This window comes from Novosphingobium chloroacetimidivorans (genome assembly GCF_014204535.1).
GTDB classification, from domain to species: domain Bacteria; phylum Pseudomonadota; class Alphaproteobacteria; order Sphingomonadales; family Sphingomonadaceae; genus Novosphingobium; species Novosphingobium chloroacetimidivorans.
Genome location: NZ_JACHLR010000021.1, coordinates 28517 through 52110, shown reverse-complemented (window position 1 = coordinate 52110; position 23594 = coordinate 28517). Strand labels below are relative to the sequence as shown.

Sequence of the window (23594 nt, the reverse complement as noted above, 5' to 3'; positions counted from 1 at the left end):
GCCACCCGCTACGACAAGCGAGATGATAACTTCCTCGCGTCAGTCCAACTTGCATCCATACGGATTTGGCTGCGACATAATGAGTCGGTGGCCTAATGCGGCGCCATGCTCAGTACTCGATGCCCGCCTGGGCCTTCACGCCCTGTTCGCGGAACGGGTGCTTGACCAGCGTCATCTCGGTGACGAGATCGGCGGCGGCGACCAGTGCTTCGGGCGCGTTGCGGCCGGTGACGATGACGTGCTTCATGGCCGCGCGCCCGGTCAGCACCGGCAGCACTTCGTCGAGCGACAGGTAGTCGTAGCGCAACACGATGTTGAGCTCGTCGGCCAGCACCATGTCGTAGGCGGGATCGGCGACCATGCGCTTTACCTCCTCCCATGCCTCCCGCGCCACCGCGATGTCGCGGGCACGGTCCTGAGTGTCCCAGGTAAAGCCTTCGCCCATCGGCTTGAACTCGACATGAGCGGGGAACGCATCGAACACCGCCTTCTCGCCGGTCGTCATCGCGCCTTTCACGAACTGGACAACGCCCACCTTCTTGCCATGGCCGATCGCGCGCACCACCATGCCCAGAGCCGCGGTGGTCTTGCCCTTGCCCTTGCCGGTGTGGACGATCAGCAGGCCTTTCTCGGCCGTCTTGCCGGCCATGATCTTGCCATGCGCGGCTTGCTTCTTCTTCATCTTCTCTGTGTGGCGTTCCTCGGTGCGTTCGATCATGTTCACTCTCCTGCCGCGCCGCCGACCAGTCGGACCGGGCCGGCCGGGAGGCGCGAAGGCGCACGCCGGCGAGCGACACACGTGCGGCGGGCGGGCGCAAGCAAGCGCCCGACGCGAAGCGTGCCGATGCGGCCCGGGCCGCATGCATGACGTCGCTCAGACGGAAAGACACCGTGCCTTGGCCATCCCCTGGGCCACGGCAAGAGCGACCAGACGCCGGCAGGTCTCCTGGCTCGCGGGTCAAGGCTTGATGCACGCCTTCCCAGGTGCCGCCTCGATGGAGGCGGTCGACCCAGTGGCTGTCCTCCTTGCGGCAGGACGTGTGCATCGCGCTCGCCGCTTACAGTTGCAGGGACAGCCGCGGAATCGAGAGCGAACCCTCTCACCGCATTCCCATTGAAGCCTCTTGCGAGGCACCGGCGCGATCTGTGTCCACCTCGACCAAAGCCGACGCGGACACCAGCCTCGTACGCCGCGTCAGTGGCAGCGGCAAGCCGTCACGTGCGCGGCGGGCGGTCGGACCGCCCCGGCATTTCGCTTGACGCGGGAGGCGCTCCGCCGTCTGGCTGGTACCCGTACGGCGTTGCCGGGTCCGCAAGGCCAGTCGGCACTGGGAATGAGGGTAGGGCCTGTCAGCCCAAAGCCTCAGCCACCCCCGCGACTGCAAGCGGCGAGCGAGAAGCACGTGGCAGGACATTTCCTGCCGGCACTAAGCCGGACGCTGAGACCTGCGAGGCCTGAGAAGGTTCGCTTCGAGCGTCGACCCGCAAGCCAGGCTACCGGCCGTGCATGATCCAGTGCCTGCTTTTCGCGACTTGCGACCTGCCGCGGTTCGGCATGAACGTGATGACCCTGCTTGCATCAACGCGCTGCACGGGATGCGCGGCCGGGGATGGGTCGAGCGGCGCGGCTACGGCGAAGCGCGTTGACCTGGCGCAGGCTTCCATGCTCCAGTGCGCCAATCCATTCGCATCGTTGCGAAATTGCGGATGGTGCAGCGATAGGCCGAGGAAATCGGTGACGCGGGAGAGTGCGTGATGATTTCGGAACACCTGACGACATGCCGGCTCTGCCCCGCGTTCTGCGGCATGAAAGTGGAGCTGGACGGAGATACCGTCGTCGCCGCCAAGGGGGACCCGCTTCATCCGATCTCGCGCGGCTACCTCTGTCCCAAGGGCCGCAACGTCGGCGCCTTCCACCACCATCCGCAGCGGCTCGACCACGCGATGGTCGATGGCGTCCGCTCGGCCTGGGATGTGACCTTGGACGATCTCGCTTCGCGGATGAAAGCCATCGTCGCGCGCGATGGGGCGGAGGCGATCGGATACTACACCGCCAGCGGCGGCGCATACGACACCGCCGGTCGCGCCTCCATCGGGACGTTCTTTCGCAAGCTCGGATCCAGTCAGCGCTATTCGGCGGTGACGGTGGACTGTGCGCCCGGCATGCGTGCCCAGCAGATCGTCACCGGCGGAAGCGCCGAGATCACGCCTGAATGGTTCCCCGACGATCAGGCGCCCAAGCTTGCCGTGACCATCGGCAGCAACCCGGTGGTGTCGCATGCGCAGCTGGGTATGATGCTGTCGGATCCGGTGCGCTGGATCCGCGACTATCAGGCGCTCGGCGGCGAATTGTGGGTGGTCGACCCGCGACGCACCGAAACCGCTCGCTTCGCCGATCACCACATGGCCATCCGACCTGGCAGCGACGCGCACCTGCTTGCCTACCTGTGCCGTGAACTGTTGAAGGACGGTGCGAACCAGAGCGAGCTGGACCATCATGTCGCCGCCGCCGATCTCGCCACTCTGCGCCACGCCCTGGGACCGTTCGACCTGGAACTCGCGGCGACCCGGACCGGCCTGGAGGGATCGCAGATCGACGACCTTCTCGCCGCGATCCGGCGCGCCGGCAAGCTTGTGATCACTCTGGGAACCGGCCTGAACTTCACGCCCGATGCGTTGCTGACGCAGTTGCTGCGTTGGGTGATCCTGGTGATCACCGGCTCGGTGGATCGCGAAGGCGGCATGTGGGTCAACGTCGGATGGTACGACCAGCTCGAGAAGCGCGAGCGGCGCTCGGTGTCGCAAGCCGCTCCGGAGCCCAAGACGCCACGCAGCAGGCCGGACCTGCCCATGTGGCTGGGCGAGGTGCCCTGCGGCGCGATGGTCGACCAGATCGAGAACGGGCACCTCAAGGCGCTCTTCATCAACGGTGGCAGCCCCTTGACCGCGTTTCCGGAACCCGAGCGGCTCCGCAAGGCGCTGCGCTCGCTCGAACTGCTCGTGGTAATCGACGTCATGGCGAACGAGCTGACCGAGATCGCGACGCATGTGCTTCCGGCGGCGGCGATGCTGGAGCGCAGCGACTTGCCCGGCGGGTGGTCCCAACACATGGCCTACACCGCGCAAGTCGTGCCGATTGGCGCAGATCGGCGCAAGACCTGGTGGATGTTCGCGGAACTCGGTCGCCGGCTCGGCTTTGGCGTGATGGATGGTATCGATCCCGATACATCGACGGACGACGACGTCCTGATGGCCATTGCCGCGAATGGGCGCCAGCCGGCGGAGGACCTGTTCGCCGCCGGTCCCCGCGGCATCATCCTGCCCCGGATATACGGCTGGGTCCACGACCGTGTGCTCCCCGGTGGCAAGTGGCAGATCGCGCCTGACGCGCTGATCGATCGGCTTCCGGACTTGCTGAAGCCGGTCGAGCGACCCGACAGCTTGCGTCTTGTCAGCGGGCGCGAGTTGCACAACCACAATCGCATGGCTTACGGCAGGTACGGCCACAAGCGGTTCGATGCCAACGATCTGCCGACGATCGGAATACATCCCGAGGATGCCGCTCGCCAAGGCGTGAGCCAGGGCGACGCGGTGACCGTGAAGGGCGATCGCGGCAGTCTGTCCGGCACCGTACGGATCGACCACAGCCTCCTGCGCGGCACGCTGCACCTCACTCATGGCGCGCTTGGCCGGAACGCGTGCGAACTGGTCAGCAGCGAAATCGATCCGGCGACCGGGCAGCCGGTCATGATGTCGGCCATTCCCGTCGAGATCGCACTCGCATCGTGACGCGGCATGTGGATCGGCCGGTAGACGCGGAAGCGCAGAATGCCCCCGCGCTTCAGGTCGTGCCCGAGCAGGCCGGCGTTACGGTGCCGACGATCTGCCGGCTCTGTCCGGCGCATTGCGGTGTCCTGGCCACCGTCCAGAGCGGCGTGTTGGTGGAAGTCAAAGGCGATCCCGAGAACCCCTTGTTCAAGGGCTATACGTGTCCCAAGGGCCGTGCGCTGCCTGAACTGCACAACAGTCCATCGCGCTTGCTGCACAGCCAGAAGCGGCAGCTGGACGGATCGTTCGCCCCCATCCCGATCGAGCAGGCGATGGACGAGATCGCAGACAGGCTGCGGGGGATCGTCGCCGAACACGGCGGGCGCAGCATCGCTGTCTACACGGGGACGAGCGGCCAGGCCTATCCCGGCGGCGCGAACATGGCGGCGGCGCTGCTCCAGGCGATCGGATCGCCCATGTTCTTCACCCCGAACCCGATCGATTCGCCCGGAAAGCAGATCGCCGCCTCCGCGCACGGCAACTGGCTCGCTGGCGATCTGCCGTTCAGCGGCGCGGATACCTGGCTGCTGGTGGGTCTGAACCCTGTCCTCTCAAAAGCCAACGGCGTGCCCTTCAACAACCCCGCGCAAAGATTGAAGGACGAAGTGGCGCGCGGCATGAAACTGATCGTCGTCGATCCGCGCCGCACTGAGACGGCGAAGCGAGCCACCATCCACATCCAACCCCGGCCGGGCGAGGATCCGACGATCCTGGCCGGCCTGATCCACGTCATCGTGGCCGAAGGACTGGTCGATCACGCGTTCATCGCCAGCGATGTCGATGGCTTCGACGCGCTGGCGAGGCAGGTCGCGCAGTTCACGCCCGAATACGTGGGAGCCCGCGCGCAGGTGCCGCCCGAGCAGATCGTCGCTGCCGCGCGCCTGTTCGCGACGCGGCGCGGTGGCATGGCGAATTGTGGAACCGGTCCCAACTTCTCGCAGCATGGCAATCTGACCGAGTACCTGGCGCTTTGCCTCGCCACCATCTGCGGGCGCTGGCCGCGCGCCGGCGACAAGGTACACCGGCCCAATGTCCTGCTGCCTGCCTACACCGCGCGGGCGCAGGCCAGCGGGCCGTTCCAAGGCTGGGGCTACGGCACCAGGCTGCGCGTGCGCGATCTGGGCGATGCCGCTTGCGGGCTGCCGACGGCAGCGCTGGCCGACGAGATCCTGCTGGAGGGGGAAGGGCAGGTCCGCGCCCTCATCTGCAACGGCTCCAACCCTATGGCCGCCTGGCCCGACCAGCGCCGCACGCAGCAGGCGATGGAAAAGCTGGATCTGCTCGTCTGTGTCGATGTCGAGATGGCTCTGACCGCCAGACTGGCGGATTACGTGATCGCAACGAAGATGACGCTCGAGACGCCCGGCATGACCCAACGAGTGGAGGCTTTAAAGTACTATACCATCGGCATCGGCTACCCGGTTCCGTATGCGCAATATAGCCCGCGAGTGGTCGACCCGCCCGCAGGATCGGACCTAATCGAGGAGTGGCAATTCTACCATGGCATCGCCAGGCGTTTGGGGCTGAACCTGACGATGGGCGTCAAGTACGGCTTCGGCCGCTATGATGAGGCGCCGCCCACGGTGATCGACATGGCGCAAAGCGACGACCTGACCACCGAGGGCCTCTACGAGAAGATCTGCGCGGGCGGCCGCCTCACGCTCGACGAGGTGCGTGGCTTCCCGCACGGGCGCGTCTTCGACGTGGACGAGGTGGTCGCAGGCAAGGAGCCGGGCTGCACCGAGCGGCTGGACGTCGGCAATGTGCCCATGATGGCGGAACTGGCTGAGGTGCGGAGCTTCGATTTCAATTCCGAGCAATCGGGCGAAGACTATCCCATGCGGCTGATCTCGCGAAGGTCCAACCAGTTCCTCAACTCTGCCGGCCGTACCCTGCCGGGGGTCAGGCTCACGCGGGGAAAACCGTATAACCCGCTCTTCATGCATCCCGAGGACATGGCGCATCTCGGCCTGCGATCAGGCGACGCCATAACCATCGCCTCGCGCCACGACCGCATCCCCGGCATCGTCGAACCGGACGAAACCTTGAGGCGTCACGTGGTGGCCATGTATCATTGCTTCGGAGGCCTCGTCGAAGAGGATGACGCCTACGCGCTCCACGGCAGCAACGTCGGCCGCCTGATCGCCGCAGACCACGAGTACGATCCGATCACCGGCATACCGCGGATGAGCAATGTCGCCGTTTCCGTGTCGCCCGGCTGGGTCGGATGAGGTCGGGTCGCCAGACCGATCGTTCGCGCGTTCTGGTGACGGTTCGATGGCGGTGGCACGCTCGCCAGATGACGCGACTGCAGGTCACAGCTGCGCGTGCGCTCAGTTGCGGGCTCTGCGGAGGGGAAAGGAAGGCTTCGCCGGGCGGGAGGGACTGTCGAGGAGCCATGCCCGCAACAGCGCCGTCACCTCGCCGGGGCGCTCCATCGGCGCAAGGTGGCCGCAACCTGACAGGACTTGAAAGCGTGCTCGCGGGATCTGATCGGCAAGGGCGCGGGCATCGTCGGGCAGGCACACGCGATCGCGGTCTCCTACCGCGACGACCGTGGGCACGGCGACAGCCTGGATGGCGGGTCCGATGTCCGGACGAGCCAGCAGAGCGCGCTGCTGTCGGGCGAACACTGCGGCGCCGACGCGCTCGGCCATGGCCTGCACCGGTCCGCTGATGTTGGCCGAGAGCATCGGGTCGGATGCCGGAGCGGTTGCCAGCGTGCCCTGCTCGGCAACTGTCCGCGGCCGGGTCTGCATCGAAGCGCGAGTGGCGAACAGGGCGATGCGCTCGATCCGATCTGGCGCCTGGCGGATCATCTCGAGGGCGACGTAGCCGCCCAGGCTCACTCCTGCCACCGCGATGCGCGGGGGCGCATGGGCGAGCACCCGCGCGGCCATGGCGGCGAGCGTGTCGTCGACGGTGAGATCGCCCAGCTCGGGATGAGCGATGTCGGCAAGGTCGACCACCTGGCGCGCCCAGAGCTGGCCGTCGCACCCCATCGCGGGAAGCAGGACGAGGGGAACGGGCTTGCGGGTCATTGTCGGGTCTCCGGGCGAAAGGCGAGCGGCGCGGCGACGAGCACGAAGACCACGCGCGCAAGGTGGTGAACGACAACGACGCCGGGTTCGAGCGCGAGGCTGAGCGCCACCATGCTCATCTCCGGCAAGCCGCCTGGCGAGTAGGCGAGCGCGAGCAGCGCGAAGTCGAGCCCCATCAACCGGCCGATCGTCACGGCAAAGGCGAAGGTCAGCGCCAGGAGGATCAGGGTCGAACCGGCCGCGAGCGCCAGGATGCGGGCAAAGGCCGGGAGCGTCAGCCCGGCGAAGCGGCAGCCGATCGTGGCGCCAAGCCCCACTTGCGCGGCCGAGAGCAGCCAGGCGGGCACGCGAAAGTCGGTGAGGCCGGACAAGTGCAGCGCGGCGCTGACCGCAAGCGGCCCCATGAGGTGCCACGCCGGCAGGCGCAAGGCGCGGCCGAGCGCCAGGCCGAGGATCCAGCTGCCGCCACCCCACAGCAGCAGCGAGGCATCGGGCCAGGCTTCGGGCGCGGTGACGGCGATGGGTGCCGACCTGGCGGGCGCGTGCAAGTGGCGGATGACGAAGGGCAGGGCGAACACCACCAGGAAGATGCGCGCGGCATGGATCAGGCCGACAGTGCGCTCGTCGGCGCCGCGTTCGCCGCCCATCAGCACCATCTCGGCGATCCCGCCAGGCATGCCGGCGAAGTAGGCGGTCGCAGGGTCGAAACCGGCGACGCGGCGGAACCAGGTGACGCACAGCAGCGCCGCGATCGCCAGGAAGACGGGCAACATGATGAGTGGCAACCACCAGTCGCGCACCAGTCCGGCAAGGCCCGGATGAAACGCGCAGCCCAGCACGACACCGATCACCGCCGCCATCGGCCGACGGGTGGCGGGTCCGGCGGCGATGGGAAGCCCGGCGATGCTCGCCACCGCGCAAACCGCCATCGAGCCGAGCACCCAGGGCAGGGGCGCGTGCACGGCCGCGAACAGCGCGCCGCCGGTCGCGCCCACCGCCACTGCCGCGGCGAAGCGCAGGACGATGCGGGCGCTGTCGCCCTCTTGTCTCTCGGTCGGGGCTGCGTTCATCCGTTCATCCCACCAGCGGGAAGGCGAGGACGAGCATGCCCACGATCGTCATCACCACGCAGACCAGCGTCGCCGGGATCAGGGTGAAGCGCTGGTGGTCGGCCAGGTCGATGCCGGCCAGGCTGACGAGCAGGTAGGTCGAGGGCACCAGCGGGCTCATCATGTGGACCGGCTGGCCCATCAGCGAGGCGCGGGCGATCGCCATCGGCTCGATGCCGTAGTGCGCGCCGGCTTCCGCCAGGATCGGCAGCATGCCGAAGTAGAACGCGTCGTTGGAGATGAAGAACGTGAACGGCAGGCTGAGCGCGGCGGTGATCGGCGCCATGTACGGCCCCAGGACCGGAGGGATGAAGCCGACGACCTCGCGGCTCATCGCCTCGACCATGCCGGAGCCCGAGAGGATGCCGGTGAAGATACCGGCGGCGAAGATCAGCGAGACGACCGCCAGCACGTTGCCGGCGTGCGCGGCGATGCGCTCCTTCTGCTCGGCGACTTGCGGGTAGTTGATGATCATGGCGATCGCGAAGGCAAGCATCATCAGGATGGAAAGGGGCAGCACGCCCAGCACCAGGCCCGACAGCAGCGCGATCGTCAGCAGTGCATTGATCCAGCGCAGCTTGGGGCGGCGCGCCTCGGGAAACTGCGAGACCGCCATGCCGGTGAACGCGGTGGGCTCGTTGGTGGGCACGTGGCCCAGGCGATGACGCTCCTTGCGGCCGAACCAGGCGGCGAGGCCGATCAGGAAGGCGATGCCGGCGATCATGCCCGGGATCAGCGGCAGGAACACCTCCGCCGGATCGAGCTTGAGGGCACTGGCGGCGCGCGCGGTCGGGCCGCCCCACGGCGTCAGGTTCATGACCGCGCTGGTGACCATCAGCAGGCAGCACAAGTAAAGGCGGTTCATGTCGAACCGCTTGTAGAGCGGCAGCAGCGCGGCGATGGTGATGATGTAGGTCGTCGAGCCGTCGCCGTCGAGGCTGACCAGCGCGCAGAGCACGACGGTGCCGATCAGGATCTTCATCGGATCGCCGTGAACGATGCGCAGCAGGCGATTGACCAGCGGATCGAACAGGCCGGTGTCGGTCATGATCGAGAAGAACAGGATCGCGAACAGCAGCATGACGCCAGTCGGCGCCAGGTTCTTGATGCCGTCGATCATCATGTCGCCAAGCCCCGTGGAGAAGCCGGCGATCAGTGCGAAGACGGTCGGCACCACGATCAGCGCGACCAGCGGCGTCATGCGCTTGGTCATGATCAGGGTCATGAAGGTGGCCACCATGAGGAAGCCGTAGAGAGCGAGGTTCATCGCGAGTATCCCGGTGTGTGTGGTCAGGTGGCAGTGGTCAGAACGTCACGCCGATGCGCGTGCTGACGGTCTGGCCGTTGTCGGAGCCCACGAAGGCGCCGGCGCGATTGTCGGTGTTCCAGTGGATGGCGTTCAGCTGGATGCGGGTGAAGCTGTTGAGGTACCAGTTGGCGCCGATGGTCGCCGCCCAGCCTTGTCCTCCGGTGAGAATGTCGGTGTAGTCCAGGCTTTCGTAGCGCGCGGTCAGCTCGATCGCGCCGGGGCCGCCGTCGAAGATCGGCGAGAGCACGGTGGGCTGGCCGAAGCTGCCCAGACGCGGGTTGTAAGGCGGCAGGTCGCCGGTGACGAACCACCCGCCCGACACGCTCCAGGCCTTGCTGACGAAGTCGGGCCGGTCGTTGTCGAGCCGGGCATGGCGCTGGCCGGCCTCGGCCATGATCCAGAGCGGGCCGACATATCCGCCAAGCTCGGCGCCGTAGCCGGTGGTGCCGGTGCCGCCGGTCAGGGTGCCGCTCGACACGCGCAGCGCGCCGTTGAAGCGGCCGCCGATCACGGTGTTGCGCGTCAGCGTGGTGGCAGCGTCGGACAAGTGCTCGTCGAAGCCCCAGAGCCCCAGGTGCAGCACGCCGCGGTCGGTCTTGACCGGGTTCCAGTGTGCGCGGGCGAGTACGGTGCGGCTGTCGCTGGTGGTCTGGTTGCCGTCGACCCGGTCGCCGGTGACGGTGAGCGAGGCGTGGCCGGTCTTCCAGAACAGGCGCGGCATGATGCCGATCCCGTAGAAGCCGCGCTGCGGGATGATCGCGGTGGAGACGGTGCCGCGCTCCAGGAACGGCGTCGAGTCCGAGCCGGTAGAGCCTTCGAAGGCGCGGTCGTTGAACAAGTGGCCGGCGCGCACGTCATAGTCGAGGCCGGGCGCGATGCGGTCGCGCCAGCCGATGAAGGCGGTGACGATGTCCACTTCGTTCTCGGAAAAGTCGGTTTCGAACTGGTAGAAGAAGTGCGTGCCGACGCCGCCCTCCACGCCCATGCGCAGCGCGCGCATGCCGGTGATCGTCAGGTTGCGATCGTCGTAGCGCGAGCCGAAGGTGGAGCTGACATCGGCCAGGATGCGGCCGCGCGGCTTGAAGGTGAAGTTGCCGTCGGCGGAGTGGAACACCGGCAGTCCCGCGCCCCACTCGGTGGTGACGCCGGCGGTATTGGCCTCCTGCGCGCGGCCGATGTCGCGTTCGGCCGGTCCAGGGGGGACGATCTGGGGTGCGTACGGCGTGGTGACGGCAACCGCGCGCGGGAGGCGTCCGCCCGGAGATGCAGGAGCCGCTGGAGGGCTGCTGGGCGCGGCGGCGGCAAGCACCGGCGCGGCGGCAGGGGCCTCGCGCGCCTCCAGCTTGTCCAGACGCGCCTTGAGCGACGCGATCTCGGCCGCCTGTGCGCGAACCAGCGCGGCAAGATCGTCGTCACTGGGCGCTTGGGCGAGGGCGGGGGTTGCGGCCACGAGCGCGAACAGCGCGCAGCCGACGGGTACGAACTTCATTTCAGCTTGGCCCCTTCGCTAAGGATCGCGCTCCAGTCGGCCAGGAACCGCCGGCGCTTGATGGTGTCGAGGTGAACGAGAAGCTGTGGGCCGACCCGGATCGGTCGGGCCTTGCCGGGAGCCAGACGGGGCGAGCTGACGTCGCCGCGCACCGGCAGCAGCCACTGGCGCGCGAGCAGCGATTGACCGGTGCGAGACAGCAGAAAATCGAGAAACAGCTTGGCGGCCGCCGGATGTGTCGCATCGCGGGCGATGAAGGCGATACGCGAGGCGACGATCGTGTAGTCACGCGGGAAGACGACGCCAACGCGCGCGTCGCGGCGGGCAACCCGGATCGCATAAGGGCCGACCACGTTGTAGGCGATCGCCGCACGCCCTTGCGCCACCGCATCGAGCATCGGCTTGGTGGTGCGCGCCAGCAGCGGGCGCGTGGCCGCCATTGCCTGCAGCAACGATCTCGTGTCGCGGGTGATCGCGTAGTCCTCGACCAGATACTGGTAGCCGACGTCGGAGAGGGCCGGATCGTAGGTGGCGATCTTGCCGGTGAGCGCGGCGCGCCGGTTACGCAGCAGGCGTTCGAACGCCTCGTGCGTGCGCGGCACCTGGGCAGGGGGGACGAGCCGCTTGTTGTAGATTATCGCGACGGGTTCGGCGGTAACGCCATAGCCCATGTTCTTCCACACCGCGGTCGCGGGCAGGGCGGGCTTTTCCGGGCTCTGGTATGCCTGCGCGTAGCCGTCGTTGATGAGCTTGGCTTGCAGATCCATCGCGGACGACCAGACGAGGTCGGCGCTGGGCCGACGATCCCGCTTCTCTGTGACGAAGCGGCGATAGAGGGCGGTCGAGCCCAGGTCGCTGTACTGCACCTGCACGCCGGGGAAGGTGCGGTGAAAGGCGGCGATCAGCGGCGCCATCGTGCCGGCATCGGCATTGCCGTAGACGCACACGACCCGTTCTGCCCGCGCGGTCGCGATCAGGCTTTCGTAGAAGCGCGGGTACCCCGACGGGCGCTGCGCGGCCGCCGGCACGGCAAGCACCGCTATCGACAGCATGACGATCAGGTTACGCATCTCTTGCAAGCTCCTCTGGCTTCCCGGCTCTGCGATCGGGTAAGCTCGCAGTCATGGGCTATCGCACCAACCTGTCATCAACCTTTCACGCACCCGGCATGCCATGCGGATCCTGATCGTCGAGGATGACGCGGCTCTCGCGCGCAGCATCGTCGCCTTGCTGCGGGGTGCCGGTCATGCGGTGGACCACGTCGCCACCGGCGAGGACGCACTGATGGTCGTGCCGGACGAGCCGTATGGATTGATCGTGCTGGACGTCGGCCTGCCCGGGATTGACGGCTTCGAGGTGCTGTCCACGCTTCGCCGGCGCGGCGAGAAGGTGGCGGTGCTGATGCTGACGGCGCGCGATGCCCTGGACGATCGCGTGCGCGGGCTGGACCTGGGTGCCGACGACTACTTGCGCAAGCCCTTCGCGCCTGAGGAGCTGGAGGCCCGCATCCGCGCCCTTGGCCGGCGCCGCGGTGGCGATCCCACGCCGGAGCTGACGGTGGGCGCGCTGGTGCTAAACCGTTCCACTGGCGAGGCGCGGGTCGGCGAACGTCCGCTGGAACTGCGCCGGCGCGAGTGGGCCGTTCTCGATGCGCTCGCCACTCGGGCGGGTCAGATCGTCTCGCGAGAGACACTGCAGGCCGAAGTCTTCGGCTACGACGAGCCGGTCGGTCCCAATGCGATCGAGGTGAACATCACCCGGGTGCGCGGCAAGCTGGCGCCCGACGGGCCCGCGATCCGCACGGTGCGCGGAGTGGGCTACCTGCTCGATGGCCGCTGAACCGTCGGAGCGCGCGCTGGCGCTGCGCACGCGGCTGCTGGCGACCTTGATAGCGCCCCTGCTGACGATCGCGATCGTGCTCGGCCTCGCTGGGGCGACGCTGATCGCCGACGTGGTGCGCCGCACCAACGACCGCGTGCTGGGCGGTGCGCTCGGCGCGATCTCGGAAACGGTGCAGGTGGAGCGGGGCGAAGTGACGCTGGACCTGCCGCCCGCCGCTTTCGGCATGTTGGAGAACACCGAGCGCGACAACGTCTACTATCGCATCGCCGTCGGCAGCGAACTGTTGACGGGCTATGCCGACTTGCCGGCGCCGCGCATCAATGAGCTGAGCCTGGACGAGCCGCGCTTCCGCTTCGCGAGGTTTCGTGGACAGGGCATCCGCATCGCCGAAGTGCGCCGCTCCCTGCCGCGGATCGAACAGCCGGTGGTGGTGCAGGTGGCCGAGACGCTGGAGGGGCGCAACGTCCTGTGGCGCCGGCTGGTGCTGGCGCTGCTGATCGGCGAGGTGGTGCTGGTCGGCGTCGCGGTGCTGCTGGTCCGACCCGCGCTTGCCTGGAGCCTGCGGCCTCTCGACCGTCTGCGCGACGCCGTCGCTGCCCGCGACACGCATGCCACGCCGGACTTGTCGCCACTGAAACCCGGGCCGCTGCCGGTGGAGTTGCGCCCGCTCGCCAGCTCATTCGATAACCTGCTGGCGCGACTTGAGCGCGCCACTGCGGGTGTGCGGCGCTTCACCGCCGACGCTTCCCACCAGATGCGCACGCCGCTCGCCGTGCTCAAGGTGCAGGTCGCCCTGGCCCGGCGCGGCGATCCGCATGCCTTGGGTGAGATCGCCGATGTCGCCGATCGGCTCGAGCATCTCGTCACCCAGCTGCTCGCCCTGGCGAGGGCGGAAGAAGCGGGTACCTCGCCCCCGGTCGAGGAAGTGGACCTGCGGGAAGTGGCGGTCGCGGTCATCAACCGCCGCATCGCCCAGGCCATCGATGCCGGCATCGAGATCACCCTGTCCGCGCCCGAGGAGGGCGTGCTCATCGCCAGCCACCGCACGCTGCTGTTCGAGATCCTGTCGAACCTGGTCGATAATGCGATTCGCTACAATCACACAGGACGCATGGTCGCGCTCACCATCACGTCGGGCGATCGACACACCATCCTTGCCGTCGCCGATGACGGCCCCGGCCTGTCGGACGCGGACCTGGCGCGGGCGGGGGAGCGCTTCGTTCGGCTGACCACATCGGGTATCACCGAGGGCAGTGGCCTGGGGCTGGCGATCGCGCATTCCGCCGCGCAGCGCCTTGGCGCGCAATTGCAGCTCACCAATACCCACCCCGGTTTGCGCGCCGAGCTGGTATTCGAGACGCCGAAGCGATCGGGCGCGACTGCGTCGCCGCGACGGTAGCCTTCAGGACCGCTGCGGGATTTAGATATCAGGCCGTTACAGGCCTTCGCCGGTCGGGTCATTAGATGCTGCTGGCGCTGGAACACGAAGTCCCACCGTAGATGGCTGAAGCAGATCAGTAGGGTGCTTGCTTGCGGTCATCTAACAGATGGGACAGGTCCCGGGTCCAGACCCCAACAGACATGCTACATTCTCCGTGACCGTGCCTTTATGGGAACACGGGCCGGGGCGCGATGTTCGCTGGCACATGGAACCGGCATGGCAGGGTTCACGGCCATGATCCCTTCAGATAGATGGCCAGGCAAACATGACGGTCGTGCTACCATCGAGATGGTTTACGTGGCTGCCAAGCTGATCGCATACGAGTCAAATCCATGAGCGTTGCATTTCGACGGGAAAGTGATGACGAGCATCTCGAGCCCAAGTTCGAGATCCCCATTCCGCCCGGCCCCAACCTGGTCACTGCGCGGGGCCTTGCCATGATCGAGGCCAGGGTCGTCGAATTCGAAGCCGCCCTGCCTTCCTCTGGCGAAGAGGCGCAGGTCGCCAAGCTCCGCCGCGAATTGCGCTACTGGCGAACCCGGCTGGCCACTGCCCGGCTTGCCGAGGCGCCCGATGGCACGCACGTGGCGTTCGGATGCCGCGTGCGCATCAGGATGAACGGCCGGGAGCAGGACATCAGCATCGTCGGAGACGACGAGGCCGAGCCGCAGGCCGGACTGCTGGCGTTCTCGGCCCCGCTTTGCCGGGCGATCATGGATGCCGAAGTGGGCGAGCGTGTCGCCTTCGCCGGGAGGCCCGACGCGATCGAGATCCTGGCGATCGAACTGCCGCCGCAGCGCTGACCCCAGGCTACGTCAGGGCGCGCTAAGTCCAGTAGAGGATCCGCGCCGTGGGCAGTGTCTGCGCGATCCGGTCCTCCAGGAACGTGCGCAGCGCGCGCATCGTGGCGGTGTCGTAGACTTGCTTTTCGGTGCCGAACTTGGTGCGCTTGGTGACGCGGTTGGTTTCGGTCATGTCCAGCGACGAGCCCGGATACCAGCTGTCCAGCACCGCCTTGGAGCCGGCATTGTAGCGATGGGTGATCAACTCGACCGTGAGATCCAGTTCGGCCAGGCCAGACAAGGCCGAGCCTGCATCGTCCAGCAGCGCGCCATAGGCGTCCTGCCAACCTTCGGCGGCGATGATCGGGGCGATGGTCAGGCCGATGGGATAGCCGGCGATCGCCATCTTGCGCAGGGCTTGCAGCCGTTGCGCGACGGGTGCGGTGCCGCCTTCGAAGCGGGCGTAGGCACGCGGGTTCACAGAGGCGCGCATGCGGGTGCGCCCATTGTGCCGCAGGCCGAGCAGCGGCTCGACATCGGCGAACTTGCTGGTGAAGCGCAGCTGCGCCTCGGCGTTCCAGCGACCGAACCATGCGATCGCGGCCGAGAGCGAGCCGGTCAGCGCCTCCAGCGCCAGTGGGTCGGTGTAGCACGACGCCTCGAACGTCGTTCCTTCGCTGCTGCGGGCGGCATTGCGCGAAGTGATGGTGCCCTGGCCGAGATAGTCGGGCGTCACGCCGAGGATCTCGTCGAGGTTGGCGTAGACGCGCGTGATCGGCGGTCCCTTCAGCGATCCGGCGAGATAGCAGTAGCTGCAATGGGCCGGGCATCCTTCGGCAAGGTCGACGCGCCAATCGGCGCTGGGTGCGATCGGCTGCAGGCGGCGCTTGGAAGGCGGTGCTACGACCACGGCGAGCGTCGACTTCGCTTCGGCATAGGCGCGGCGGGGATCGTCAGGGAAGGCGAGGTTCAGCCGATCGCCCGGCAGTTCGACGATCTCGATGCCTCGTGCGGCGGCGCGCTCCAGGATCGCGCGGCCGTGCGCAAAGGCGCGGGCCGAGCGCGTGGCCAGCACGCGGCGTGGACGCCAGGTGGCCGCTTGCGTGCGGGTGCGTTCGGACAGCGCTTCCATGGCAGGGGAACGAGTGGGACGCAGGCGTGGTTCGCGTCTTGCCCGCAATGTCATCGCGCGCGGCCTGCCCAGGTCTTCCGTCCCTGCATCGCGCGGGCTGTGTCGCGGTATCCCGGGAACATCCGGAAGAAAGGTCCGTTACCGGCAGCAAGGCCTGGCAGGAGTCCGGTGCAACGTCGCTGCCCGGCGGCAGTTGTGCACCAGCCTCGCCTGGTTGGCGCCGGCGCCGTACTGCCGACGATGTGCAAGACGGCGCGGTTCTGGCAATCGATGAACGTGATCTTGAAATTGCCTCGCCACCGAGCCCGCCCTCGCACGATGATAGACGTGACCTGCCGACCGTTCGACGCGTGGCCATCCGGGCCGAGCCACCGCCCCGTGCCGGTGTTCGGCGCAGTGGAGAGCTGAGGTGGCGCGGTGGCTTTCCCGGCGCTCGGCCGTCGTTCCTCAGTACGAGTTCAAGCCGCACGAGCGGCCGACGATGCCCGGCTCGCCTGCCAATCCCGAGCATCCGACCTGGCGGCGCTACGCCTACTTCGCCATCGGCATCCTGATCGGTCTGACCGGCGGCCTCGGCAATGCGCTGGTCAGCGTCAACCTCAACTTCGCGCAAGGGACCCTAGGCCTCGACAGCGACCAGGCGGCCATGCTGACCGCGGTCTACCTGATGACCAACACCACCGCCAACCTGCTGCTGGTCAAGTACCGCCAGCAGTTCGGCCTGCAGCCGTTCATCCGCTATATGCTGCCGATCTACGCCGCGACGACCGTGCTGCACCTGGCGTTGCACGGCTTCTGGTCATCGCTGGCCGTGAGGGCGGCCAGCGGGTTCGCCGCTTCGGCGCTGTCGACGCTGACGCTGCTCTACATCATGCAGGGGATGCCCGCGGCCAAGCGTCTCGCGGGGATCATGATGGGCATCTCGATCCCGCAGCTGGCGACGCCGCTTGCCCGCGCGATCTCGCCGGGGCTGTTGGTCAGCGGCGACTGGCACATGCTCTACTGGTGCGAGCTGGGCCTCGCGCTCGCGACCCTTGCGGCGGTGATGTCGCTCCCGCTGCCGCCCAGCGAGCGGACCGAGGCTTTCGAGAAGGGCGACTTCATAACCGTCATGCTCCTGGCTCCGGGTCTGTGGCTGCTGATCGCGGTGCTGACCGAGGGGCGGATCGAATGGTGGACCGAGCGGCCGTGGATGGGCTGGAGCCTTGCCGCCTCGGTGATCATGATCGGCACCGCCCTGGTGCTGGAACACAAGCGAGAAAACCCGCTGATCCACACGCGATGGCTGGGCACGCGCGAGATGGGGCGGCTGATCCTGACCGCGGTGGCCGTCCGCGTGCTCCTGTCCGAGCAGGCGTTCGGCTCGATCGGGCTGCTGACCACGCTGGGCATGATCAACGACCAGATGATCGGCCTCAACCTGATCGTCGTGGTAGCCTCCGTCGCCGGGATCGTCGCGGCGGTGAAGCTGTTCGACCCGGCCGATCCCAGCCGCGCCATCCCGCTAGCGGTGCTGCTGATCGTGCTGGGCTCCTTCATGGACGCCAACACCACCAACCTCACGCGCCCGGCCAACCTCTATCTCAGCCAGGCGCTGATCGGGTTCGCCTCGCTGCTGTTCCTGGCGCATGCCATGGTGATCGGCATCTCGCGCACGCTGCTCGCAGGGCCCAAGCACTTCGTCAGCTTCATCGTGCTGTTCGGGCTCAGCCAGAGCCTGGGCGGCCTCCTCGGCAGCGCCCTGCTCGGCACTTTCCAGATCGCGCGCGAGAAGTTCCATTCGCACGAGCTGGTGCAATCGATCGTCCTCACCGATCCGCAAGTCGCCGCGCGGGTGCGGGGCACCGGCGCCAGCGTGGCGAGCGTGATCGGCGATCCGACGCTGACCAGTGCCGAAGGGGCCGCGCTGCTCGCCCGCACCGTTGCGCGTGAGGCGAACATCCTGGCCTACAACGACGTGTTCCTGCTGATCGGCGTACTTGCCACCTTGACCTTCGTGTGGAGCCTGTCGATCAGATCGGCGATCCGGCGCAGGCACGAGCTGTCGCCGGTCCTCGAATTGCAGCAGCGCGCGCAAGGTACACGGGCGGCCGCGGAGACATGATGGACCAGACCAAGCAATCCGAGCGACCCGCACCCGGGCCAGAGCGGGCCGAGCAAGCCGCGCCGGTGGCCGAGCAGTTGCCGCCCGAGGTCCAGCACCATGGCTGGCGTCCGCCTGCGAAGGGCCCCCTGACGATCGTCGCCATCGTCGTCATCGGCATCGCCGCGGTGCTGGCGATCCTCTACGCCTGGCAATTGCCGCCTTTTGCCGGGTGGGCGCAGGAAACCGACAATGCCTATGTGCGCGGCAGAGTCACGGTGATCAGTCCGCAGGTGAACGGATACATCACCAGCGTACCGGTGCAGGACTTCCAGCAGGTTCGGCAAGGCCAGATCCTCGCCACGATCGATGACCGGATCTACGCCGCGCGGGTCGCCCAGGCCAAGGCGAACGTCGCGGCGCAGCTGGCTTCGCTGGCGAACTCGCAGCAGTCCGAGCGTTCGCGCCAGGCCGCCCTGGCCGGTCGGGCGGCCGGGGTGGCGAGCGCGCGGGCGCAGGAGGTCCGGGCCGAGGCCGACATGCGCCGCGCCCAGGCGCTGGTGTCCGACGGCTCGATCTCCGCGCGCGAGTTCGATCAGACCCGCGCCGCGCTGCTGGCGGCGCAGGCCGCTGTGCGCCAGGCGCAGGCGCAGCAGGGCGTGGGCGAGCAGGACGTGCGCTCGGTCGTCGTCGGTCGCGGCGGGCTGGAGGCAGGAGTCGAGAACGCCCGCGCGGCGCTGCGGCTGGCGCAGATCGACCTCGACAACACCCGCATCCGCGCGCCGGTCGACGGTCGCTTGTCCGAAGTGGGCGTGCGGCGCGGTGCCTACGTCACGGCGGGCACGCAGCTGATGTTCCTGGTACCGCACGATCTGTGGGTCATCGCCAACTTCAAGGAGGCGCAGACGCACACCATGCGGCTGGGCCAGGCGGTGACGTTCCGTGTCGACGCGCTCGGCGGTCAGCGCCTGCGCGGCCGGATAGAGAATATCGCGCCCGCCGCCGGTTCCGAGTTCGCGGTGCTGAAGGCGGACAACGCCACCGGCAACTTCGTCAAGGTGGCGCAACGCATCGCCGTGCGCATCCGCATCGATCCGGATCAGGCCCTGGCGCAGCGCCTGCGGCCGGGCATGTCGGTCGAAGTGCGCGTGGCGACCGGGGGATGAGGCGGGCGTTCGCAAGCCTGAGCCTGGCACTACTGGCTGCGGCTTGCGCCGGGCCACGGGTGCAGACGGCGGAAGTGGAGCCGGTCACTCCACCGGCGGACTGGCGCACCCGGATTGCGGCCGAGGCTCCGATCGAAGCACGATGGTGGCGCGGCTTCGGCGATCCGCAGCTCGCAGCCGTGGTCGAGCGTGCGCTGGAGCGCAATCCGGACATCGCTATCGCCATCGGGCGAGTGCGGGAAGCGCGCGCGGCCGAGCTGAACGCACGCAGTGCCTTGTTACCGACCGTGGAGGCGTCTGGCGGAGTCAGCCAGGCGCGCTCCGTCAATGCGTTCGGCCTGCCCACCGAGGCGACCGGCGCACAGCCACAATTTCAAGCTGCCTGGGAAATCGACGCATTCGGTCGCCTGGCCGATGGCCGGGCCGCGGCGCGTGCGCAGTGGATCGCCAGCCAGGCCGCGCGCGATGCCGTGCGCCTATCGATCGCCTCCACGGCGGCCAGCGGGTACCTGACGCTGCTGGCGCTCGACGCACGTTTGACCGTTACGCGTGAGACCCTGGAGGCACGTACCGACTCCTTGCGCCTGATTCGTCGGCGTGTGGAAGAAGGGTACTCACCCAAGCTGGAACTGGAGCAGGCCGAGGCCGATTATCAGGCCGCCGCCAAGCTGGTGCCGGCGGCGCGAGAGGCGATCACGCGCCAGGAGAATGCGTTGCGGCTTCTGACCGGTGACTTGCCGGGGCCGGTCGATCGCGGCGCCTCGCTGAGCACCCTGGTCACCGCTCCGATTCCCGAAGGGCTGCCGTCGCAGCTCCTCGCCCGTCGCCCCGACGTGGCGCAGGCGGAGCAGACGCTGGTCGCCGCCGATCGGTCGCTATCCGCCGCGCGCAAGCGCTTCCTGCCGACAGTGCGGCTGACCGGCGCTGCGGGCGCGGCAATCTCGTCCTTGCTGGACGATCCGGTCACGATCTGGTCGATCGGCGGCAGCGTGCTCGCGCCCCTGTTCCAAGGCGGCCGGCTGCGCGCGGGCGTGGAGGGCGCTGCCGCTCAGCGCGATCAGGCGGCCGAGAGCTACCGCCGCACCGCGCTGACAGCTTTTCGCGAAGTGGACGACGCACTCGCCGGCGTCATCAGCGCCGATGCCCAGTTGCGCATTGGCACCGCCCAGCGCGCTGCGCTCGCCGAAAGCTACCGCCTCGCCCGCAACCGCTATCGTGCGGGCTATTCGCCCTTTCTGGAAGAACTCGACGCCCAGCGCGGGCTGCTCGCCGCCGAGCTGGCGCTGGTGCAGACCCGCGCCGATGCGCTCACGGCAAGGGTGACGCTCTATCGTGCGCTGGGTGGCGGGTGGAGTGGGGAAGCGCTGGAGCGGTGAGGTTAGGACAAGGTCAGGCTGCAGCGTAGATCGCGGGCCGGTATCGCGCTTCGGGGATCGGCAGGCCCCGCTCTGCGGCGATCTCAAGCCACAAGGCTACCGCAACCTCCGCTTCCGCGACTGCCTCTGCTGCGGTGTCACCATGCGCCGAGCAGGGCTTCAGGTCGGGAACATCGGCAATCCAGCACCCGTCATCTGCGGCCCAGAATACATTTATGTGATAGTGGTGGCTCATCGGTCCTTCAGTGTCAGTCCGAACTCCTCGATCATATCGAGTAATTCCCGAACCTGATAGCGTTTTGCGTCAGCACCCTTCGGTTGAACGACGAGGAGCTTGGTGCAATCGGGGTGTGCAAAGCAGCGATGACTGCCGCGTTGTCGCGCCTCCTCAAAGCCGAAAGCCTCGATCAAAGCAATAAAGTCTCGGAAGGCTACTGATCGAGAAGTCGATTGTAAAAGCAGCTCATAAAGTTTGGCGGGTCTGACCATGTTGCCTCGCGAAGGGATATGACGCGATCAAACTGGACCGGAGTTGCTATGTCAAACTGCGGCAAACGGCTGGATCTCCCGATCCGTGACGCCCCTTAACCTCTTAATACGTTCTTAGGCTTCCGAGGAGTTCCGAACGTCTGAACGGTTGTGCCATTTGGGTGAGGGTGCCGGAACTTTTTTCCACAGCTGAGTACTCACTTCCCGAACTTCCGTTGCGTCTTGCCGTATCGCATCTTGCGGGTGCCCGGCTTGCCCTCGTTGCTCCGACCAACAAGCGGCGCCTTCTTGTCCTTGTCGGGCAGGCCCAGCTCCTCGCCTTCCAGCTTGCGGATCTCGTCGCGCAGGCGGCCGGCTTCCTCGAACTCGAGGTCGGCGGCGGCGGCGCGCATCTTCTTTTCGAGTTCCTCGATGTAGCCGCGCAGGTTGTGGCCGACCAAGTTGTTCTGGCCTTCCGCATCGATGTCGATGAGCACGCCGTCGCGGCTGGCGGTGTCGGCGACGATGTCGGCGATGCGGCGCTTGATCGTCTGCGGGGTGATGCCGTTGGCCTCGTTGAACTCCTGCTGCCGGGCGCGGCGGCGGTCGGTCTCGGCGATCGCGCGCTCCATGGAGCCGGTCATGCGGTCGGCGTATAGGATCACGCGGCCTTCCACGTTGCGCGCGGCGCGGCCGATGGTCTGGATCAGCGAGGTTTCGGAGCGCAGGAAGCCTTCCTTGTCGGCATCGAGGATGCAGACCAGGCCGCATTCGGGGATGTCGAGACCTTCGCGCAGCAGGTTGATGCCGATCAGCACGTCGTAGACGCCGAGGCGCAGGTCGCGGATCAGCTCGATACGCTCCAGCGTCTCGACGTCGGAGTGCATGTAGCGCACGCGCACGCCCTGCTCGTGCATGAACTCGGTCAGGTCCTCGGCCATGCGCTTGGTCAGGGTGGTGACGAGCGTGCGGAAGCCTTCCTTCGCGGTCTTCTTGCACTCCTCGATGCAGTCCTGCACCTGGTCCTCGACCGGACGGATCTCCACCGGTGGATCGATCAGGCCGGTCGGGCGGATCACCTGCTCGGCGAAGACGCCGCCCGATTGCTCGATCTCCCAGCCGCCGGGCGTGGCCGAAACGGCGATTGTCTGCGGGCGCATCGCGTCCCATTCGTTGAACCGCAGGGGGCGGTTGTCGATACAGCTGGGCAGCCGGAAGCCGTACTCGGCCAGCGTGATCTTGCGCCGGTGGTCGCCCCTGGCCATCGCGCCGACTTGCGGCACGGTCTGGTGGCTCTCGTCCACGAACAGCAGGGCGTTGTCGGGCAGGTACTCGAACAGCGTCGGCGGCGGCTCGCCCGGCAGGCGGCCGGTGAGGAAGCGGCTGTAGTTCTCGATGCCGTTGCACGATCCGGTGGCGGCGATCATCTCCAGATCGAAGTTGGTGCGCTGCTCCAAACGTTGCGCCTCAAGCAGGCGGCCTTCGGCCTCCAGCTCCTTCAGTCGCTCGGTCAGCTCGAACTGGATGGCGTCAGCCGCCTGCTTCATCGTCGGCCCGGGCGTGACGTAGTGCGAGTTGGCATAGACGCGCACGGAGCTCAGGCTCTGGCCCTTCTTGCCTGTCAGCGGATCGAACTCGGCGATGTCCTCGATCTCGTCTCCGAAGAAGCTGATGCGCCAGGCGGTGTCCTCCAGGTGCGAGGGGAAGATCTCCAGGCTGTCGCCCCGCACGCGGAAGTTACCGCGCGCGAAGGCGACGTCGTTGCGCTTGTACTGCAGCGCCACCAGCTTGCGGATCGTCTCGCTCTGGTCGGCAGTGCCGCCTTTCTTGAGGTCGAAGATCATCGCCGAGTAGGTCTCGACCGAGCCGATGCCGTAGAGGCACGAAACGGAGGCGACGATGATGACGTCGTCCCGTTCCAGCAAAGCCCGCGTCGCCGAGTGGCGCATGCGGTCGATCGCCTCGTTCACCGAGCTTTCCTTCTCGATGTAGGTGTCCGACCGCGGCACGTAGGCTTCGGGCTGGTAATAGTCGTAGTACGAGACGAAGTACTCGACCGCATTGTCCGGGAAGAAGTCGCGGAACTCGGCATAGAGCTGCGCGGCCAGGATCTTGTTGGGCGCCAGGATCAGGGCAGGGCGCTGCAGTTCCTCGATCACCTTGGCCATGGTGAAGGTCTTGCCCGAGCCGGTGACGCCCAGCAGCGTCTGCGTTTTCTCGCCTTCTAGCGCCGCGGCGACGAGATCGGCGATCGCCGTCGGCTGGTCGCCCGCGGGTTCGTAGTCCGACTGGATGACGAACCGCTTGCCCGGCAGCGACTTCTCGGGCCGCTGCGGCTTGTGCGGCACGAAGTTGCCAGAGGTATCCGGTTCTTCGAGACCGCGGCGAATGACGAGTTCTGACATGGCGGAACATATGGGGTATGTGGACGGCGGCTGCAATGTGGCCGCGGCATCGCCTCGGCAGTCATCTTCCATTCACGCGGTGCCGGCGACAGGCTATCACCTATTCGATCGCGACGACCTTCC

General features: G+C 67.4%; 18 protein-coding genes, 1 pseudogene and 2 riboswitches. Of the genes and pseudogenes, 9 read left to right on the top strand and 10 right to left on the bottom strand.

Features of this window, described 5'->3' with window-relative positions; all coding sequences use genetic code 11:
* Nucleotides 1-96 (top strand): annotated as a pseudogene (locus HNO88_RS18475) (IS5/IS1182 family transposase); the annotation flags it as partial.
* Nucleotides 97-109: 13 nt separating this feature from the next.
* On the opposite strand, the gene cobO reads toward HNO88_RS18475, so the two are convergent.
* On the bottom strand, nucleotides 110-718 hold the full coding sequence (gene cobO / locus HNO88_RS18470) for a cob(I)yrinic acid a,c-diamide adenosyltransferase (protein WP_184249168.1): 609 nt from the start codon (nucleotides 716-718) through the stop codon (nucleotides 110-112).
* Between the two features lie 201 nt (nucleotides 719-919).
* Nucleotides 920-1154, bottom strand: a riboswitch (cobalamin riboswitch).
* Between the two features lie 125 nt (nucleotides 1155-1279).
* A riboswitch (cobalamin riboswitch) is annotated at nucleotides 1280-1520 on the top strand.
* 235 nt (nucleotides 1521-1755) lie between these two features.
* Between cobO and HNO88_RS18465 the strand changes: the two genes are divergently transcribed.
* Entirely contained in the window at nucleotides 1756-3789 is a 2034-nt protein-coding gene (locus HNO88_RS18465) for a molybdopterin-containing oxidoreductase family protein (RefSeq protein ID WP_184249165.1), read from the top strand.
* Entirely contained in the window at nucleotides 3786-6059 is a 2274-nt protein-coding gene (locus tag HNO88_RS22890; RefSeq protein ID WP_221420096.1) for a molybdopterin-containing oxidoreductase family protein, read from the top strand. The genes HNO88_RS18465 and HNO88_RS22890 overlap by 4 nt, the downstream gene beginning before the upstream one ends.
* A 102-nt stretch (nucleotides 6060-6161) precedes the next feature.
* On the opposite strand, the gene HNO88_RS18455 is transcribed toward HNO88_RS22890, so the two are convergent.
* The 5 genes from HNO88_RS18455 to HNO88_RS18435 are packed head-to-tail and all read right to left on the bottom strand — an operon-like array spanning nucleotide 6162 to nucleotide 11846.
* Nucleotides 6162-6869, bottom strand: coding sequence for an alpha/beta fold hydrolase (locus HNO88_RS18455; protein WP_184249162.1), 708 nt, complete (start codon nucleotides 6867-6869; stop codon nucleotides 6162-6164).
* Entirely contained in the window at nucleotides 6866-7939 is a 1074-nt protein-coding gene (locus tag HNO88_RS18450; RefSeq protein WP_184249159.1) for an AbrB family protein, read from the bottom strand. The genes HNO88_RS18455 and HNO88_RS18450 overlap by 4 nt, the downstream gene beginning before the upstream one ends.
* A gap of 4 nt (nucleotides 7940-7943) precedes the next feature.
* Nucleotides 7944-9245, bottom strand: a complete 1302-nt coding sequence (locus tag HNO88_RS18445; RefSeq protein WP_184249156.1) for a CitMHS family transporter — start codon at nucleotides 9243-9245, stop codon at nucleotides 7944-7946.
* A gap of 37 nt (nucleotides 9246-9282) precedes the next feature.
* Nucleotides 9283-10776, bottom strand: a complete 1494-nt coding sequence (locus HNO88_RS18440; protein WP_184249153.1) for an OprO/OprP family phosphate-selective porin — start codon at nucleotides 10774-10776, stop codon at nucleotides 9283-9285.
* Nucleotides 10773-11846, bottom strand: a complete 1074-nt coding sequence (locus HNO88_RS18435) for an ABC transporter substrate-binding protein (RefSeq protein ID WP_184249149.1) — start codon at nucleotides 11844-11846, stop codon at nucleotides 10773-10775. Before HNO88_RS18435 ends, HNO88_RS18440 begins: the two co-directional genes overlap by 4 nt.
* A gap of 103 nt (nucleotides 11847-11949) precedes the next feature.
* Between HNO88_RS18435 and HNO88_RS18430 the strand changes: the two genes are divergently transcribed.
* From HNO88_RS18430 to HNO88_RS18420, 3 genes are all read left to right on the top strand, one after another.
* Complete coding sequence (locus tag HNO88_RS18430) at nucleotides 11950-12615, top strand: response regulator (protein ID WP_184249146.1); 666 nt, start codon at nucleotides 11950-11952, stop codon at nucleotides 12613-12615.
* On the top strand, nucleotides 12605-14017 hold the full coding sequence (locus HNO88_RS18425; protein ID WP_184249143.1) for a sensor histidine kinase: 1413 nt from the start codon (nucleotides 12605-12607) through the stop codon (nucleotides 14015-14017). Before HNO88_RS18430 ends, HNO88_RS18425 begins: the two co-directional genes overlap by 11 nt.
* 374 nt (nucleotides 14018-14391) lie before the next feature.
* Nucleotides 14392-14862 carry a GreA/GreB family elongation factor gene (locus HNO88_RS18420; protein ID WP_184249140.1) on the top strand — a complete coding sequence of 157 codons (471 nt, stop codon included), beginning with the start codon at nucleotides 14392-14394 and terminating at the stop codon, nucleotides 14860-14862.
* Between the two features lie 22 nt (nucleotides 14863-14884).
* Here the strand turns inward: HNO88_RS18420 and HNO88_RS18415 are convergent, their stop codons facing one another.
* The gene (locus HNO88_RS18415) at nucleotides 14885-15973 is read right to left on the bottom strand and encodes an SPL family radical SAM protein (RefSeq protein WP_184249138.1); all 1089 of its coding nucleotides are present in this window, start codon (nucleotides 15971-15973) and stop codon (nucleotides 14885-14887) included.
* Between the two features lie 409 nt (nucleotides 15974-16382).
* Here HNO88_RS18415 and HNO88_RS18410 point away from each other — a divergent pair, with 409 nt between their 5' ends.
* The 3 genes from HNO88_RS18410 to HNO88_RS18400 are packed head-to-tail and all read left to right on the top strand — an operon-like array spanning nucleotide 16383 to nucleotide 20598.
* Entirely contained in the window at nucleotides 16383-18077 is a 1695-nt protein-coding gene (locus HNO88_RS18410) for an MFS transporter (protein WP_184249136.1), read from the top strand.
* Nucleotides 18077-19222 (top strand): HlyD family secretion protein, encoded by a 1146-nt coding sequence (locus tag HNO88_RS18405; protein ID WP_184249133.1) that lies wholly within the window; start codon nucleotides 18077-18079, stop codon nucleotides 19220-19222. The genes HNO88_RS18410 and HNO88_RS18405 overlap by 1 nt, the downstream gene beginning before the upstream one ends.
* Nucleotides 19219-20598: an efflux transporter outer membrane subunit gene (locus HNO88_RS18400; RefSeq protein WP_184249130.1), complete on the top strand. Its 1380-nt coding sequence runs from the start codon at nucleotides 19219-19221 to the stop codon at nucleotides 20596-20598. Before HNO88_RS18405 ends, HNO88_RS18400 begins: the two co-directional genes overlap by 4 nt.
* A 13-nt stretch (nucleotides 20599-20611) precedes the next feature.
* Here the strand turns inward: HNO88_RS18400 and HNO88_RS18395 are convergent, their stop codons facing one another.
* The 3 genes from HNO88_RS18395 to uvrB all read right to left on the bottom strand — a co-directional run bounded on the left by HNO88_RS18395 (nucleotide 20612) and on the right by uvrB (nucleotide 23471).
* Complete coding sequence (locus tag HNO88_RS18395; RefSeq protein ID WP_184249127.1) at nucleotides 20612-20833, bottom strand: type II toxin-antitoxin system HicB family antitoxin; 222 nt, start codon at nucleotides 20831-20833, stop codon at nucleotides 20612-20614.
* Nucleotides 20830-21087, bottom strand: coding sequence for a type II toxin-antitoxin system HicA family toxin (locus tag HNO88_RS18390; RefSeq protein ID WP_184249123.1), 258 nt, complete (start codon nucleotides 21085-21087; stop codon nucleotides 20830-20832). The genes HNO88_RS18395 and HNO88_RS18390 overlap by 4 nt, the downstream gene beginning before the upstream one ends.
* A gap of 197 nt (nucleotides 21088-21284) precedes the next feature.
* Nucleotides 21285-23471, bottom strand: coding sequence for an excinuclease ABC subunit UvrB (gene uvrB / locus HNO88_RS18385; RefSeq protein WP_184249119.1), 2187 nt, complete (start codon nucleotides 23469-23471; stop codon nucleotides 21285-21287).
* Nucleotides 23472-23594: the final 123 nt, after the last annotated feature.

Coding starts and splice junctions, on each gene's coding strand:
- cobO (WP_184249168.1), bottom strand. CDS start 718: ATGATCGAACGCACCGAGGAACGCCACACAGAGAAGATGAAGAAGAAG.
- HNO88_RS18465 (WP_184249165.1), top strand. CDS start 1,756: ATGATTTCGGAACACCTGACGACATGCCGGCTCTGCCCCGCGTTCTGC.
- HNO88_RS18455 (WP_184249162.1), bottom strand. CDS start 6,869: ATGACCCGCAAGCCCGTTCCCCTCGTCCTGCTTCCCGCGATGGGGTGC.
- HNO88_RS18450 (WP_184249159.1), bottom strand. CDS start 7,939: ATGAACGCAGCCCCGACCGAGAGACAAGAGGGCGACAGCGCCCGCATC.
- HNO88_RS18445 (WP_184249156.1), bottom strand. CDS start 9,245: ATGAACCTCGCTCTCTACGGCTTCCTCATGGTGGCCACCTTCATGACC.
- HNO88_RS18440 (WP_184249153.1), bottom strand. CDS start 10,776: ATGAAGTTCGTACCCGTCGGCTGCGCGCTGTTCGCGCTCGTGGCCGCA.
- HNO88_RS18435 (WP_184249149.1), bottom strand. CDS start 11,846: ATGCGTAACCTGATCGTCATGCTGTCGATAGCGGTGCTTGCCGTGCCG.
- HNO88_RS18430 (WP_184249146.1), top strand. CDS start 11,950: ATGCGGATCCTGATCGTCGAGGATGACGCGGCTCTCGCGCGCAGCATC.
- HNO88_RS18425 (WP_184249143.1), top strand. CDS start 12,605: ATGGCCGCTGAACCGTCGGAGCGCGCGCTGGCGCTGCGCACGCGGCTG.
- HNO88_RS18420 (WP_184249140.1), top strand. CDS start 14,392: ATGAGCGTTGCATTTCGACGGGAAAGTGATGACGAGCATCTCGAGCCC.
- HNO88_RS18415 (WP_184249138.1), bottom strand. CDS start 15,973: ATGGAAGCGCTGTCCGAACGCACCCGCACGCAAGCGGCCACCTGGCGT.
- HNO88_RS18405 (WP_184249133.1), top strand. CDS start 18,077: ATGGACCAGACCAAGCAATCCGAGCGACCCGCACCCGGGCCAGAGCGG.
- HNO88_RS18400 (WP_184249130.1), top strand. CDS start 19,219: ATGAGGCGGGCGTTCGCAAGCCTGAGCCTGGCACTACTGGCTGCGGCT.
- HNO88_RS18395 (WP_184249127.1), bottom strand. CDS start 20,833: ATGAGCCACCACTATCACATAAATGTATTCTGGGCCGCAGATGACGGG.
- HNO88_RS18390 (WP_184249123.1), bottom strand. CDS start 21,087: ATGGTCAGACCCGCCAAACTTTATGAGCTGCTTTTACAATCGACTTCT.
- uvrB (WP_184249119.1), bottom strand. CDS start 23,471: ATGTCAGAACTCGTCATTCGCCGCGGTCTCGAAGAACCGGATACCTCT.